The sequence below is a fragment of the Zobellia galactanivorans genome (assembly GCF_000973105.1).
GTDB lineage: Bacteria > Bacteroidota > Bacteroidia > Flavobacteriales > Flavobacteriaceae > Zobellia > Zobellia galactanivorans.
Genome location: NC_015844.1, coordinates 3,427,601 through 3,442,366, shown reverse-complemented (window position 1 = coordinate 3,442,366; position 14,766 = coordinate 3,427,601). Strand labels below are relative to the sequence as shown.

The following is a 14,766-nucleotide window of genomic DNA, read 5'->3' as shown; positions in this document are numbered from 1 at the left end:
AAGCGTGCAAGAACCGAAACAGACCCGAATCAACAAATACCTTAGTGAAGTTGGCTATTGTTCGCGCCGTGCCGCTGACAAACTAATCGACCAAGGGCGTGTCACCATCAATGGCAAAGTTCCTGAAATGGGTACAAAAATTACCCAAGGTGATGAAGTACGCGTTGATGGCGAATTGATTTCCGAACCAAAGGAAAAGCCCGTTTACCTAGCTTTTAACAAACCCATCGGCATTGTCTGTACTACCGATACCAGGGTAGAAAAAGACAATATTATCGATTTCATCAATTACCCCAAGCGGATTTTTCCGATCGGTCGTTTGGACAAACCCAGTGAGGGCCTGATTTTTTTAACGAACGATGGCGATATCGTAAATAAGATCCTTCGGGCGCGCAACAACCACGAGAAAGAATATTTGGTAACCGTAGACCGGGCCATTACCGCCGATTTTGTAAGGAAAATGGAAAATGGGGTGCCTATTTTAGACACCATAACACGAAAATGTAAGGTTGAACAAATCGGCAAATACGAGTTTAAGATCATCTTGACCCAAGGTCTCAACCGACAGATCCGTCGTATGTGCGAATACTTGGGCTACAACGTACAACGCCTGAAACGCGTACGCATTATGAACGTAAAACTTGACATACCGGTAGGAAAATGGCGAGACCTTACCCAAGCCGAACTCGACGAGATCCATCGTTTGGTCTCCGAATCGGCAAAAACACATTAGGCCGCCCCGATCCCTATACCAAAACCCCAGTTTCCCGAAGCACCGAATAACAAAAATAGGTCGACAGAAGCCTAACCTTGACCAAAGCATTGATCGGAACGCCCAACGAAATAGACTTTACCGATGCCATAGTCTGTTTATTTGAAATGGATCTGCCTAATGAAACAGTTTAAAGACATTGACCCGCTTACGGTTGCTAAGCATCCCAATTTGATAGCGACATTACCCGATAAAACAGATGTTAGAAATACGTTTTACTTTTTGTTAATAGGTGATTATATAATAATTTCAAATGCAAGGCATGTTACGTATAAGAGTACGGGCGAAAGCAAGTGGCTCCACTATCAAATTGAATTCCCAAAGCATGGCTTGAAGTGGTTTCTGAATACGTTAGAGGATAAGTTTTTCAAAACAGAGGCCGAAGGAGGTCTACCCAAGGGCACGTTTAATTATATCGGGACGGTTAATGGTGAGCGGCTGAAACTGAGGCGCGCCTTTAATGCTGATAGCAATGGAGGTGGTGGATACGCGTTCATTACACTAGACAGAAAAGAGCCAAATAGTGTCTGGTCTAAGTCCTATACATTCTCGGACTCACTTTTATTTGAGAATGGTATGATCGACACAATGAAAGATATTGCCAATGAAATAGATGAGGGAAAACTTTAGTCGGCAACCACCACAAAAAAGAACATTTGGTAAACGTAGACCGGGCCATTACCGCCTATTTTGTAAAGCGAATTTTGTAAAGAAAACGGAAAATACCCCCTTTCTACACACCATAACACAAAAGTGCAGGGTTGAACAAGTCGATAAAAACACATGAATTCCCCCTGCCTTTCTTGGCCCCAACCTGCCCTTCTTAAAAAGGAAACCACCCCAGCTAATTCCGTGTGTTAAAAACCCTATATATCCCATTAAAAATCACTATATTAGGGAGAAGCGAAAGCTATAACCCAAACTCACAAAAAATGATACGGAAACACGATATTACACGCACTACATTCCGATCTGTGGCCACGGCCTTGGCCGTATTGGCCCTATTTGCAGCACCCCTGTCCGCCAGCGCATTTTTTCAAGACCCTGTCGAACAAGAGGAAGAGGCTGAATACAACCTTTACAAAGGCGAGGTCTTGGATGCCAGTTCAAAAAAACCATTGGTATTCGCTTCCTTATCCGTAGAAGAATCGAACATCAGTACCATAACGAATACCGAAGGGGAATTTTCCCTAAAAATACCAAGTGACCTGACCCAGGCCAACATCACGGTATCCTTCTTGGGTTACAGCACCCAATCCATCCCTTTGAGCCAACTAAAAGAAGAACGCAACAAAATTCTTATGGTGCCCTCCGTACTTAAATTGAACGAGGTCAATGTGGAAGTACCGAAAGATGCCGAAAGCCTTGTTCGCGAAGTACTAAAAAGTAAGGGGGAAAATTATTTTGACGACCCTACCCTTATGACCGCTTTTTACAGGGAAACCATAAAAAAACGAAGAAAGAACGTTTCTCTCTCCGAAGCTGTGGTCAACATTTACAAAACGCCTTATACCTCACTGAAAAAAGATGGTGTAAAGCTATACAAGGCCCGTAAAAGCACCGATTACAGCAAGCTCGACACCGTTGCCCTAAAACTACAGGGCGGCCCTTTCAACGCCTTGTTCATCGATATAATGAAATACCCCGAATATATCTTTTCACCGGAATCCTTAGACTATTATACATTCCGGTTCGACCATTCTACCCGGGTAAACGACAAATTGATCTATGTGATAAGCTTTGAGCAGCTTCCCGAGATATTAGACCCCTTGTACAAGGGTCAATTATACATAGACGCCGAAAACAAGATACTCACCAGTGCCATTTACAGTCTCAACATCACCGATAAGGAAATGGCGGCACGAATGTTCGTCAGGCGAAAGCCAAAAAATGCCAAGGTATGGCCTACGGATGTTGCCTACAGGGTCGATTATCGCGAAAAGAATGGCAAATGGTATTACTCTTACAGCAATGTTCTCTTGGAGTTCAAGGTCAATTGGGACAAACGTCTCTTTAACTCGGTCTACAGCATGACATGTGAAATGGCCGTTACCGATTGGAAGAAAAACATGATGGAAGATTTTCCAAAGGCCAAGGATAGAATTAAGACGTCCATTATTTTAAGTGATGAGGCCATAGGCTTTGCCGACCCAGACTTTTGGGGGCAGTACAATATCATTGAACCCGAAAAATCGATTGAGTCGGCCATCAAGAAAATTCAACGGCAATTGCGAAGGGCCAGTTCGGATGGAGGCACTTCCATTCCTTAGAAAGGATAAGAACCACATATATAAAATCGGCCAAATGGTCGATTTTTTTTATGATTCTATTTAAATTCACCCTATAAACACAAAGTATATGGGCAATAGAAGACAGTTTATAGGTTCGGCCTTAGGAGGTGCCATAGCGGCACTCCTTCCCAATGTAGGTATAGCGAATAGTATTCCATCGACCTACCCCGAGACGATTCGACCGAAAAGGTTAAAGAAAGGAGACACCATAGGGCTAATCGCCCCGGGCTACGCCATTGCACCACCGATCTTGGAGGAAGCTAAGAAAACGCTAAAATCCATGGGTTTCAAGCCCTTTCACACCAATCGCATCATAGGAAATTATGGATATTTAAGCAACACCGATGAGGAACGCGCAAAAGACCTTAACGAAATGTTCGCCAACCCAGACATCGATGGTATACTTTGTGCAAGAGGCGGTTATGGCTGTACCCGGATCATGCAGATGATAGATTACGAAACCATTAAAAAGAACGGCAAAACCTTTATCGGTTTCAGCGACATCACCGCCCTACTGAACGGCATCTATCAAGAAACGGGCCTCGTAACCTTTCACGGGCCGGTAGGCAGCACTTTGAACGACCCCTATAGCATTAGGCAATTAGAAAAGGTGGTAATGTTCCCAAGAGCTCCCTTGGCCATACAAAATGTGGAACTATTGAACCCCGAATTACGTACGAACCCCGAGTTCGAACGCTATACCATTACCGAAGGTATTGCCACGGGAAAACTCGTCGGAGGCAGCCTGACCCTTATCAATGCCCTAATCGGCACGCCACATGAAATCGACTTTACCGATACCATTGTTTGCATTGAAGATGTTGAAGAAGCCCCATATCGGATAGACCGTATGCTTACCCAATTGATCGAGGGCAGCACGTTTAAAAAGGCCGCAGGTATTCTTATCGGTGTTTGCGCCGGTTGCAACGCTTCGACCAATCCGAAGTCCTTTTCTTTAAAGGAAGTGATCCTAGACCGGATCAGGCCTCTTGGCATCCCGGCAGTCTATGGCATGAGCTTTGGTCATGTTGAGAACAATTTCACCTTCCCGATCGGAATCACGGGAAAAATGGATGCCGCAAAAATGAACCTACAGCTATTGGAGAAAGCTGTTATTTAACCCGTAAAAACATAAAAAAAGCGCGATGTCAAACTCAAAAGCTTGCATCGCGCTCTTTATGTCAATATGCTAAAAAATCAATTCGCTACCTCACTAATAAATTTAAGTCGGTATAAGCGAAGCTCTTCGTCTTCATAGTCGCCATCAAACTCCTTCATCGCCTCTTCCAGGTCATCGGTTTCCGCTTCTAAAAAATAGTCATGGATTTCTTCCTGCTGATCTTCATCGAGCACCTCGTCGATCCAATAATCGAGATTCAACTTGGTACCACTGAATACGATCTGTTCCATTTCCTTTAACAGCTGCGAAATTTCAATTCCCTTGGCCGATGCAATATCGCTTAACGGAAGCTTGCGGTCTACATTCTGTATAATGTAAAGTTTTAAGGCAGAGTTGGCCCCTGTGCTTTTCACCACAAGGTCATCGGGCCTGATAATTTCATTCTCTTCAACATAGCGGGAAATAAAATCAACGAAGGGCCTTCCGTATTTACGAGCCTTGCCCTCTCCTACCCCATAGATATTCGTAAGTTCTTCTTGTGAAATCGGGTATTTGGTGGCCATATCCTCTAGGGAGGGGTCTTGAAAGACTACGAACGGAGGCACTCCCAACTTATGGGCCTGGCTCTTTCGCAATTCTTTTAACCGCTTCAACAGGTTCTCATCAGCTACGCCTCCTTTTGCGGCACTAACGATGGCATCGTTACCTTCTTTGCTATAGGCGTGGTCCATAGTCATCATAAACGACTCGGGCGCCTTTAAATAGGCCTCTCCACGTTCTGTCACATGAAGAATACCGTATTGTTCGATTTCCTTTTTCAAAAGGCCAGCCACCAAGGTTTGGCGAATTAAGGCCATCCAGTAGCCCTTATCCTTGTCCGCACCACTCCCGAACTCGGGCTTTTCATCCGTTTTATGGGATGTAATCAGGGCGTTGACCTTACCCAAAAGAGTCCTTACGATTTCTTTCGATTTGAATTTTTCGTGTGTCGCCTTTACTACCTTGATCAGCTTGACAACGTTCTCTTTAGCCTCTTGCTTTTCTTTGGGGTTTCTCGTATTATCATCCATATCTGCCCCTTCTCCGTTGATCTCGTCAAATTCCTCCCCAAAATAATGGAGCATGAATTTTCTGCGTGACATTGAAGTTTCGGCATAGGCTACTACCTCTTGCAACAGGGCATTACCGATTTCTTGTTCGGCAACAGGCTTGTTGGACATAAACTTTTCAAGCTTTTCTATATCCTTATAGGAGTAGAACGCCAAACAATGGCCCTCACCGTCGTCCCTTCCGGCCCTTCCGGTTTCCTGATAGTAACTTTCAATACTCTTGGGAATGTCGTGATGTATAACAAAGCGCACGTCGGGCTTGTCAATACCCATACCAAAGGCTATGGTTGCCACCACCACATCAACATCCTCCATCAAGAACATATCTTGATATTTTGAACGGGTCTTGGCATCAAAACCGGCATGGTAGGGTACGGCACTTACGCCGTTTACCTGCAGTACCTGGGCCAACTCCTCAACCCGCTTTCTACTCAAACAGTAGATAATACCCGATTTTCCGGCATTCTTTTTTACGAAGCGAATAATATCGGAATCTACATTGGCCGTCTTGGGCCGTACCTCATAAAAGAGATTGGGCCTGTTAAACGAAGCCTTATAGGTTTGTGCATCGGTAATCCCCAAGTTCTTAATGATATCTTCTTGTACCTTGGGTGTGGCCGTGGCCGTCAATGCTATTATGGGTATATCGTCGTCCAAACGGTTGACAATGGTTCTCAAATTTCTGTATTCGGGCCTGAAATCGTGGCCCCATTCAGATATACAATGCGCCTCGTCTACTGCGATAAAAGAAAGCTTCACCGACTGAAGAAAATCGATATAGTCTTCTTTGGTCAATGATTCGGGCGCAACATAGAGCAACTTGGTAATACCGTTCGTAATATCCTCCTTTACCTGCCTTACCTCTGTTTTGGTCAAAGAAGAATTAAGTACATGGGCAATACCGAACTGATCGGACACTCCCCTAATGGCGTCTACCTGATTCTTCATCAATGCGATCAACGGCGAGACCACGATAGCGGTACCATCTTGCATTAACGCAGGGAGTTGGTAACAAAGTGATTTACCTCCGCCCGTGGGCATAATGGCAAATGTATTGTTACGTTCTAAAATATTGGTGATAACGGCTTGTTGTAGACCTTTAAATTCGGAAAAACCGAAATGTTTTTTTAACGAGGCGTGCAGATCCGTTTCTTTCAAAACTTTTTTATCTTTTGCCATATGTCGTAAAAAACTTTAGGAATCTGTGTCTCAATTGCTCAAAAATCATAGTTTTCTTTACGGGGGACTCTAATTTATTCAAAATATATTTTAAGGTATTAAATTAGCTATACGTCAAGATTATGTAATTTTGTAATCTTAAATATAAAACAAAGTTTTAGAAACCGTCCGTGTTTTAAGATTGTTTTATTCAAAATGAGGGTATTTGTCGTTTACAAGCCCCTAAAAAGAACAAATTTAACCTATTTTACACTTTGAACGATAGCAAAGCTATTCTTGCGATAGCAAAAAAAACCATAGAAACCGAAAGTGCTTCCATCAATCATTTGGGCACTTTATTGAACGAACAGTTCTCCGATGCCGTCAATTGCATTCTTGAATCTAAAGGAAGGGTCATTGTTTCGGGCATTGGCAAAAGCGCCATAATCGCGTCTAAAATCGTAGCCACCTTAAACTCCACAGGAACACCTGCCATTTTTATGCATGCCGGCGATGCCATTCATGGTGACTTGGGCACTATCCAAGAAGAAGACGTGGTAATCTGTATCTCAAAAAGTGGTAGCACTCCTGAAATTAAAATGTTGGTCCCCCTAATAAAACGGGGAACGAACAAGCTGATAGCCATGACGGGAAATATCGAGTCTTATTTGGCCAAGGAAGCACACTTTGTTCTCAACACTTATGTGGCCAAGGAAGCCTGCCCTAATAATTTGGCCCCTACGACCAGTACCACGGCACAACTGGTTATGGGAGATGCCCTGGCCATCTGTCTTTTAAAGATAAAAGGATTTAGCAGCAAGGATTTCGCCAAATACCATCCTGGCGGATCTTTGGGCAAAAGGTTATACCTCAGGGTTTCCGATATTGTAGGCACGAACCAAAAACCCCAAGTACCCATTGATGCGGACGTAAAAAAGGTCATTGTCGAGATCTCCGAAAAAATGTTGGGCGTTACGGCGGTTACCGAAGGTGACGACATCGTAGGTATCGTGACCGATGGCGACATTAGGCGCATGCTCAACAAATACGATAACATAAGCGGCCTAACGGCGCGTGATATTATGACCTCCAACCCCAAGACCATTTCGGTAAACGTTTTGGCCATTGAAGCCTTGGAACTGATGCAAGAAAAGGGCATCTCACAATTATTGGGTGTAGACGGTAAAAAATATATGGGTGTTGTACATTTGCACAACTTGATCAACGAAGGTATATTATAATGGCAAAGCAGAATACGAAGTCTCCCGACGAAATGTCGTTTTTAGATCACCTAGAAGAATTACGATGGCATTTGATACGATCGGTCTTAGCCGTCGTCATTATAGCCACTGGGGCGTTCGTGATGAGCGGATTTATTTTCGACACCATCATTTTCGGACCGTCTAAAATGGATTTCCCAACCTATCGCTTGTTTTGTGACATAGCTACCTACCTAGGTTTTGACTCGGCCTTCTGTGCCGATAAGCTTCCGTTCACCATTCAGAGCCGGACCATGGGCGGACAGTTCTCCGCCGATATCTGGACGGCCATTTGGGTCGGCTTTATTGTAGGCTTCCCCTATGTACTGTACGAGCTGTGGAAATTTATAAGTCCGGGACTCCATCCCAACGAAAAAAAGCATTCCAAAGGCTTCATCTTTATTGCCTCTTTTCTTTTTTTCATGGGCGTATTGTTCGGTTATTACGTGGTAGCCCCGTTATCTATCAATTTCTTGGGCACCTACCAAGTAAGTGAAATCGTTCTCAATGAATTTGACCTTAGTTCGTATATCAGCACCGTAAGAACGGCGGTAATAGCCTGTGGGGTACTTTTTGAACTGCCCATTATCATTTACTTTTTAACCAAGGTAGGCATCGTAACCCCTGAAATACTGAAAAAATACAGAAAGATAGCCCTAGTCGTGGTACTGATTCTTTCCGCCGTAATAACCCCTCCAGACGTAACCAGTCAGATCATTGTAGCGGTACCGGTGTTGATTTTATACCAAGTAAGTATTTACATCTCAAAAATAGTATTGAAGAACGAAGCCAAACGCGAGAAAAAGGCAAAGGAAAAAGGGTTAAAGAAAACGTAAATATACGGCTGTTTCAAAAGTTTCCCGTTTCTTTAGTACTTCATTAGATGTACCAAAGGCCGATGGAACCTAAAACAAGAAACCATAAAAATGAAGTTAAGAGCTGAAAATATAATGAAAGCCTACCGGGGCCGAAAAGTAGTAAAGGGTATTTCCTTGGAAGTAAACCAAGGGGAAATCATTGGCCTGCTCGGGCCTAACGGTGCCGGAAAAACCACTTCTTTTTATATGATCGTCGGTTTGATAAAGCCCAACGGGGGAAAAATATATTTGGACGGAACCGACATTACCAACTTCCCCATGTACAAGAGGGCCCAAAACGGCATCGGTTACTTGGCGCAAGAAGCTTCCGTTTTTAGGAAGCTGAGTATTGAAAAGAACATTCTTAGCGTGCTACAGCTTACCAAGCTTAGCAAAAAAGAGCAACTCATGAAAATGGAGTCGCTTATTGAAGAGTTCAGCTTGGGCCATATCCGTAAAAGCCGTGGCGACTTACTTTCGGGTGGCGAACGCAGGCGTACCGAAATAGCACGTGCACTGGCTACCGACCCAAAATTCATTCTATTGGATGAACCTTTTGCCGGTGTAGATCCCGTGGCCGTAGAGGATATTCAGCGTATCGTAGCCCAACTAAAGGACAAAAACATCGGGATACTCATTACCGACCACAACGTTCAGGAAACCTTGGCCATTACCGAAAGATCCTACCTTATGTTCGAAGGTGGCATCTTGAAATCGGGAATACCCGAAGACCTGGCCGCGGATGAAATGGTACGTAAGGTTTACCTGGGGCAAAACTTCGAATTGCGTAAAAAGAAACTCGATTTTTAAGACCTGTTCTTTACGGCATCTACATTTGCTACCAAAGAGGCGACCACATAAAACACAATGATGCAAGGAACGGCCAAAAACTTCAAGGTCAACAAAAGCACGGCACTAACGATTAAGAAAATATAGCGCACGGCATTGTCCTTAAAACTCCATGTCTTAAACTTTAAGGCAAATAGCGGAATGTTGGCATTCAACAGATAAGTACTCAAGGCCGTTATAAAAATCAAGAACCATTGATTGAGAATAATACCGTTTAAGGCATCATTGTTCTGATACTGTAATATTAAGGCCAAGGAAAGAATCAAAAGGGCATTCGCCGGAGTGGGCAGCCCAACAAAGGATGAAACCTGGTTTTCATCGATATTGAACTTTGCCAAGCGATAGGCCGATCCTAGGGTAATCAAAAATCCTAAAAAAGGAACATAATCGGCCAAATAGAGAAAAGAAAATGAAACACCGTCGCCCGTATGCCATCCTCCTCCCATAGCCATGGCCAGTAACTGATACATCACAATTCCGGGAACGAGCCCACTGGTTATCATATCGGCCAAAGAATCTAACTGAACCCCCAATTCGCTCTGCACCTTCAAAACCCTTGCGGCCAATCCATCAAAAAAATCGAAGAAAATCCCTAAAAAAACAAACAACGCCGCCATTTCGAGCTGGTTCGATACCGCAAAAACCGTAGCGACACATCCACAGAAAACATTCAACAACGTAATCAGGTTGGGAATATACTTTTTCATATTATCATTTGCTTTTGCGTAAAAATAACACAATTTAACATCAATCAGGTCAGACCATAATTTATTCGGATATTTGCCGAACAAAAATTCTGCAAAAACAGAAATGCCTTTGAAAAAATTACTTTACATACTACTTTTCGGCTTTTCGGTTTTGGGCTTTGCCCAAGCACCTGAATTGACGCCCTTATCAAAAATAAGCGTTGTAACCTGTGGCCCTGGATCCGAACTGTATTCCACCTTTGGCCATAGTGCCATTCGCATTGAAGACCCTAGTTTGGGGATAAACGCCGTATACAACTATGGCACCTTTGACTTTACTACGCCCAATTTCTATATGAAATTCGCGCGAGGCAAACTCGACTACAGCCTGGCCAGACAAAATTTCGCCTATTTCTTAAAGGAGTATGAGTACGAAAACCGATGGGTAAAAAGTCAAGAATTGCAATTAACCTTGGCCCAACGACAGTCGCTTTTTAATTTTCTCGAAACCAATTTCCTTCCTGAAAACCGAGATTACAAATACGATTTTTTCTATAACAACTGTGCTACCAAAATTTGGGACGTTCTTAAGGAAGTCTATGGAGACGCCCTGGTTTTTGATGAAAGCTATCTAAACGAACTGTACACCCATCGCCAACTGATACGCCAAAAGGTCAAGATCAATTCATGGGCCGGTTTCGGTATAGACTTGGCCCTTGGCTCGGTAATAGATGATGTTGCCACACCTAAAGAACATATGTTCTTGCCCGACTACATCTTGAAGCAACTGGAGGTTGCCCAATTGAACGGTCAATCTTTAACGGCCCGCCCCAAGGTTTTACTAGAAGCAAAAGACCAAGATCAAGGCTCGAGCTTTTTGGTTTCACCAGAACTATGGCTCATCGTATTTCTGGTCGTAATATTGGTTTTAACCTATTTCGACTTTAAGAACAATACGCGCAGAAGGTGGCTTGATTTCATCCTGTTCTTTAGTACGGGCCTTATAGGCGTACTCATCTTATTTTTATGGTTCTTTACCGACCATAGCGCCACCGCAGGCAACTACAATTTACTATGGGCCTTTCCGTTCAATTTGTTCATCGCTTTTGTGGTCGCCTTAAAAAAGGGACCCAACTGGATTGCCAAATACGCCGTATTACTGGCCGGGCTCATTCTGGCCTCCGGCGTATTCTGGATGTTCGGGGCCCAAGAATTTTCACCCTTACTATTGGCCGTATGGGCCGCCCTTATCGCACGATATTTATTTTTATTCTGGTCGTATCACAAGCCAAAAATCGCATAATTGCATGAACCTACTTACAGTTGAGAATATTTCAAAATCATATGGTGAACGTGTCTTGTTCAACAACCTTTCCTTTGGAATCAATAAGGGCCAAAAAATTGCCTTAATCGCCAAGAACGGAACAGGCAAGACCTCCATACTTAATATTATGTCAGGACTCGACAGTCCTGATTCGGGTCAGGTCAATTACAGAAAGGGCATACGTGTGTCATTTTTGGACCAAGAGCCCAATCTTGACGGCAACCTGACCGTAGAGCAAACCATTTTTGCTTCGGAAAACGAAATCCTAAGGGTGATACACGCGTATGAAAAAGCGCTCAAAAACCCAGAAGATGCCGATGCATACCAAGTTGCTTTTGAAGCGATGGACCGTTTCAACGCCTGGGATTTTGAAACCCTTTACAAGCAGATTCTGTTCAAACTGAAGCTAGAAGACCTCGATGCCAAGGTAGGCTTACTCTCCGGAGGGCAAAAAAAGCGTTTGGCCCTGGCCGACGCCCTTATCAACAAGCCCGATCTTTTGGTCCTTGATGAACCTACCAACCATTTGGACCTTGAAATGATCGAATGGCTTGAAGAATACTTCGCAAAAGAAAACATGAGCCTGTTTATGGTAACGCACGACCGCTATTTTTTAGAACGGGTCTGTAACGAAATCATAGAACTCGACAACGGCCAACTGTACCCTTACAAAGGCAACTATTCATACTATCTAGAAAAAAAAGAGGCGCGAATCGAACAAGAATCGGTAGAACAGCACAAATCTGAACGTCTCTTCAAAAAAGAACTGGAGTGGATGCGCAAGCAGCCAAAGGCCCGTACCACAAAATCAAAATCACGTATAGACGATTTTTCGACCATAAAGGAAAAAGCAAGCCAGCGCAGAAAAGAACACGAGGTTCAGCTTGAACTAAACATGGAACGTATGGGCAGCAAAATTCTAGAGCTGCACAAAATTTCAAAATCCTACCCCGACAAACCGATACTCGATAAGTTTGAATATAACTTCACCAAAGGCGAACGCGTAGGGATCATCGGCAAGAACGGTACCGGAAAATCGACCTTTCTTAACATTGTCACCGGCTCGGACCAACCCGACTCGGGCAAGGTGGTAGTAGGCGACACGATTAAATTCGGTTACTACACCCAGAAAGGAATCAATATCAAAGAAGGCCAAAAAGTAATTGATGTCATTCGCGATTTCGGCGATTTCATTCCGCTGAAAAAAGGAAAGCAGATCTCGGCCCAACAGCTTTTGGAGCGCTTTCTCTTCGACCGAAAAAAACAATACGATTTTGTCGACAAACTCAGTGGTGGCGAAAGAAAAAGATTGTACTTGTGTACGGTTCTGATCCAAAATCCGAATTTCTTGATTCTTGATGAGCCTACCAACGACCTTGACATAGTAACCCTGAATGTACTCGAAAGTTTTCTTCTGGATTTCCCCGGATGTCTTATCGTGGTTTCCCACGACCGTTATTTTATGGATAAAATAGTAGACCACCTTTTTGTCTTTAGGGGCAATGCCGTAGTCGAAGATTTCCCTGGAAACTATTCGGACTACCGCTCCTATGAAAGCAGCAAGGTGCTTGAAGAGCGTGAGGAAAAGGCGAATATCAAAGAATCTACGGCCAACAAAAACGTTCAAAAACAGAGCAGTTCAAAGAGCAAACTCTCCTATTCGGAACAAAAAGAATACAAAAACCTTGAAAAGGACATTCAAAAATTAGAAGCGAAAAAAGTAACGGTACAAGACAAATTTGCCGACGCTGGCCTAACGGGCGAGGAAATCGACAAACTTTCGATTGAACTCAAGGAGATCAACGAAGCCATTGAAGCAAAGACAGAGCGTTGGTTCGAACTATCGGCACAGATGGAAGATTGATCGTTGCACAAAAACAAAATGGCACCTGGCCGCACTGAGGGAATATGACTACCGGCAATACCGTACAGCAGCTGTTGAAGTATTTTAGATTTTTGACCTCGGCAACGAATCAACACGGGGTACACTCCCCTTTCGTATACGCCTACGTCACCAAATGTCTCTATAAAAAAAGGCCGTATCACGTGTCTAAGTCACTGAAGGTCTTGTTAAAAAGCACAGCCTATTTCAACGCGGAACGCATTATGTACCTAGGCGATGACGGCCCATGTAAAGCCCATGTTCTCGAGAATTTTCCCGATATCGAAATGGTTTCCGAGGCGGCCGACATAGTGGTTCTGCCGAAAAACACCCCCTATGATTCGGTAAAGGACTTTTTATCCCATGAGAAAGCCAAACATAACGATACCATGCTCTTTTGTGACGCCCCCCATGGATCACCCCAAAATGAAGCTATCTGGGAAGCCCTAAAAGCGCATCAAAAAGTAACGGTCACCATTGATATGTTTTATTGCGGCGCCGTTTTTTTTAGACGGGAACAGGCCAAGGAGCATTTTAAGATTCGGATTTAAACGCTATTTTTAGCACAAATTACATTTATGTACAATAATTCCATATATATTATTCTAGGGGTCGTAGCGGTCATATATATCGTAATTTCAATGAACAATCGCCGTATTGGTAAAGACCGAAAATCACGGAGGTTTATGGATGGCTATGAACGGAAAGCCGAAAGAAAAAGGGACGAAGACCAAAAGTAGGCTCCCGTAGACATCCACAAAAAAAATACAGACCGGCAAATACATCCCACATGAAAATATACACCAAAACTGGCGATAGCGGCACCACGGCCCTTATTGGAGGCACACGGGTAATGAAACACCATATCCGTATAGAGAGTTATGGTACGGTAGACGAACTGAATTCTTGGCTCGGCCTGATACGCGACCAAGATATAGATTCGCATACCAAGGAGATCCTGGCCCAAATTCAAGATAGGTTGTTCATCATTGGGGCCGTCTTGGCGACCGACCCCGACAAGGCCGTCCTAAAAAACGGGAAAAAAAGGCTGAATATCCCTGAAATCGAGGCATACGATATTGAACTCCTAGAAAAGGAAATCGACACAATGGATGCCGACCTGCCGCAAATGACACATTTTATACTTCCTGGCGGACACACGACCGTGTCATACTGTCATATTGCCCGAACCGTCTGTCGCAGGGCCGAGCGAATGAGCACACTTTTATTCGAAAATGAGCCTTTTGACGAAAAATTATTGTCATTTTTAAATCGACTTTCCGACTACCTATTCGTACTGGCACGAAAATTGTCAAAAGCCTTAAAAGCTGACGAAGTAAAATGGATTCCTAGGGATAAAACGAAAGGCTAAAAACGGTGATTTTAAAATATTTATCGCTCTTTAGCTTGTTATTCTCTAATAATTTGTTTAATTCTTCGTTATCAAACTATTAAAAGA

General features: G+C 43.5%; 14 protein-coding genes. 12 read left to right on the top strand and 2 right to left on the bottom strand.

Features of this window, described 5'->3' with window-relative positions; translation table 11 throughout:
- The first annotated feature begins 4 nt into the window (after positions 1 to 4).
- From rluF to ZOBGAL_RS13975, 4 genes are all read left to right on the top strand, one after another.
- On the top strand, positions 5 to 733 hold the full coding sequence (gene rluF, locus ZOBGAL_RS13995) for a 23S rRNA pseudouridine(2604) synthase RluF (protein ID WP_013994301.1): 729 nt from the start codon (positions 5 to 7) through the stop codon (positions 731 to 733).
- A gap of 159 nt (positions 734 to 892) precedes the next feature.
- Entirely contained in the window at positions 893 to 1,402 is a 510-nt protein-coding gene (locus ZOBGAL_RS13990; protein ID WP_013994299.1) for a hypothetical protein, read from the top strand.
- A gap of 302 nt (positions 1,403 to 1,704) precedes the next feature.
- The gene (locus ZOBGAL_RS13980) at positions 1,705 to 3,042 is read left to right on the top strand and encodes a carboxypeptidase-like regulatory domain-containing protein (RefSeq protein ID WP_013994297.1); all 1,338 of its coding nucleotides are present in this window, start codon (positions 1,705 to 1,707) and stop codon (positions 3,040 to 3,042) included.
- Positions 3,043 to 3,130: 88 nt separating this feature from the next.
- Positions 3,131 to 4,183, top strand: a complete 1,053-nt coding sequence (locus tag ZOBGAL_RS13975; RefSeq protein ID WP_013994296.1) for a S66 peptidase family protein — start codon at positions 3,131 to 3,133, stop codon at positions 4,181 to 4,183.
- 77 nt (positions 4,184 to 4,260) lie between these two features.
- Here the strand turns inward: ZOBGAL_RS13975 and ZOBGAL_RS13970 are convergent, their stop codons facing one another.
- Positions 4,261 to 6,471: a RecQ family ATP-dependent DNA helicase gene (locus tag ZOBGAL_RS13970; protein ID WP_013994295.1), complete on the bottom strand. Its 2,211-nt coding sequence runs from the start codon at positions 6,469 to 6,471 to the stop codon at positions 4,261 to 4,263.
- A gap of 254 nt (positions 6,472 to 6,725) precedes the next feature.
- On the opposite strand from ZOBGAL_RS13970, the gene ZOBGAL_RS13965 reads away from it, so the two are divergent.
- The 3 genes from ZOBGAL_RS13965 to lptB all read left to right on the top strand — a co-directional run bounded on the left by ZOBGAL_RS13965 (position 6,726) and on the right by lptB (position 9,376).
- Positions 6,726 to 7,691 carry a KpsF/GutQ family sugar-phosphate isomerase gene (locus ZOBGAL_RS13965; protein ID WP_013994294.1) on the top strand — a complete coding sequence of 322 codons (966 nt, stop codon included), beginning with the start codon at positions 6,726 to 6,728 and terminating at the stop codon, positions 7,689 to 7,691.
- A complete protein-coding gene (tatC, locus tag ZOBGAL_RS13960; RefSeq protein ID WP_013994293.1) occupies positions 7,691 to 8,545 on the top strand; it encodes a twin-arginine translocase subunit TatC in 855 nt (284 codons plus the stop codon). Before ZOBGAL_RS13965 ends, tatC begins: the two co-directional genes overlap by 1 nt.
- A gap of 90 nt (positions 8,546 to 8,635) precedes the next feature.
- Positions 8,636 to 9,376, top strand: a complete 741-nt coding sequence (gene lptB / locus ZOBGAL_RS13955) for an LPS export ABC transporter ATP-binding protein (protein WP_013994292.1) — start codon at positions 8,636 to 8,638, stop codon at positions 9,374 to 9,376.
- Here lptB and ZOBGAL_RS13950 read toward each other — a convergent pair.
- Positions 9,373 to 10,122: a CDP-alcohol phosphatidyltransferase family protein gene (locus tag ZOBGAL_RS13950; RefSeq protein ID WP_013994291.1), complete on the bottom strand. Its 750-nt coding sequence runs from the start codon at positions 10,120 to 10,122 to the stop codon at positions 9,373 to 9,375. The two genes, lptB and ZOBGAL_RS13950, sit on opposite strands and share 4 nt — an antisense overlap.
- Positions 10,123 to 10,225: 103 nt before the next feature.
- Between ZOBGAL_RS13950 and ZOBGAL_RS13945 the strand changes: the two genes are divergently transcribed.
- From ZOBGAL_RS13945 to ZOBGAL_RS13930, 5 genes are read left to right on the top strand one after another with little or no spacing between them, the layout of a single operon-like run.
- Positions 10,226 to 11,404 carry an Lnb N-terminal periplasmic domain-containing protein gene (locus ZOBGAL_RS13945; RefSeq protein ID WP_013994290.1) on the top strand — a complete coding sequence of 393 codons (1,179 nt, stop codon included), beginning with the start codon at positions 10,226 to 10,228 and terminating at the stop codon, positions 11,402 to 11,404.
- A gap of 4 nt (positions 11,405 to 11,408) precedes the next feature.
- Positions 11,409 to 13,289, top strand: coding sequence for an ABC-F family ATP-binding cassette domain-containing protein (locus ZOBGAL_RS13940; protein WP_013994289.1), 1,881 nt, complete (start codon positions 11,409 to 11,411; stop codon positions 13,287 to 13,289).
- Positions 13,290 to 13,333: 44 nt separating this feature from the next.
- Positions 13,334 to 13,858 carry a hypothetical protein gene (locus tag ZOBGAL_RS13935; RefSeq protein WP_013994288.1) on the top strand — a complete coding sequence of 175 codons (525 nt, stop codon included), beginning with the start codon at positions 13,334 to 13,336 and terminating at the stop codon, positions 13,856 to 13,858.
- Positions 13,859 to 13,885: 27 nt separating this feature from the next.
- Positions 13,886 to 14,047: a hypothetical protein gene (locus tag ZOBGAL_RS23690; RefSeq protein WP_013994287.1), complete on the top strand. Its 162-nt coding sequence runs from the start codon at positions 13,886 to 13,888 to the stop codon at positions 14,045 to 14,047.
- Positions 14,048 to 14,097: 50 nt separating this feature from the next.
- Entirely contained in the window at positions 14,098 to 14,679 is a 582-nt protein-coding gene (locus ZOBGAL_RS13930) for a cob(I)yrinic acid a,c-diamide adenosyltransferase (protein WP_013994286.1), read from the top strand.
- The last annotated feature ends 87 nt before the right edge of the window (positions 14,680 to 14,766 follow it).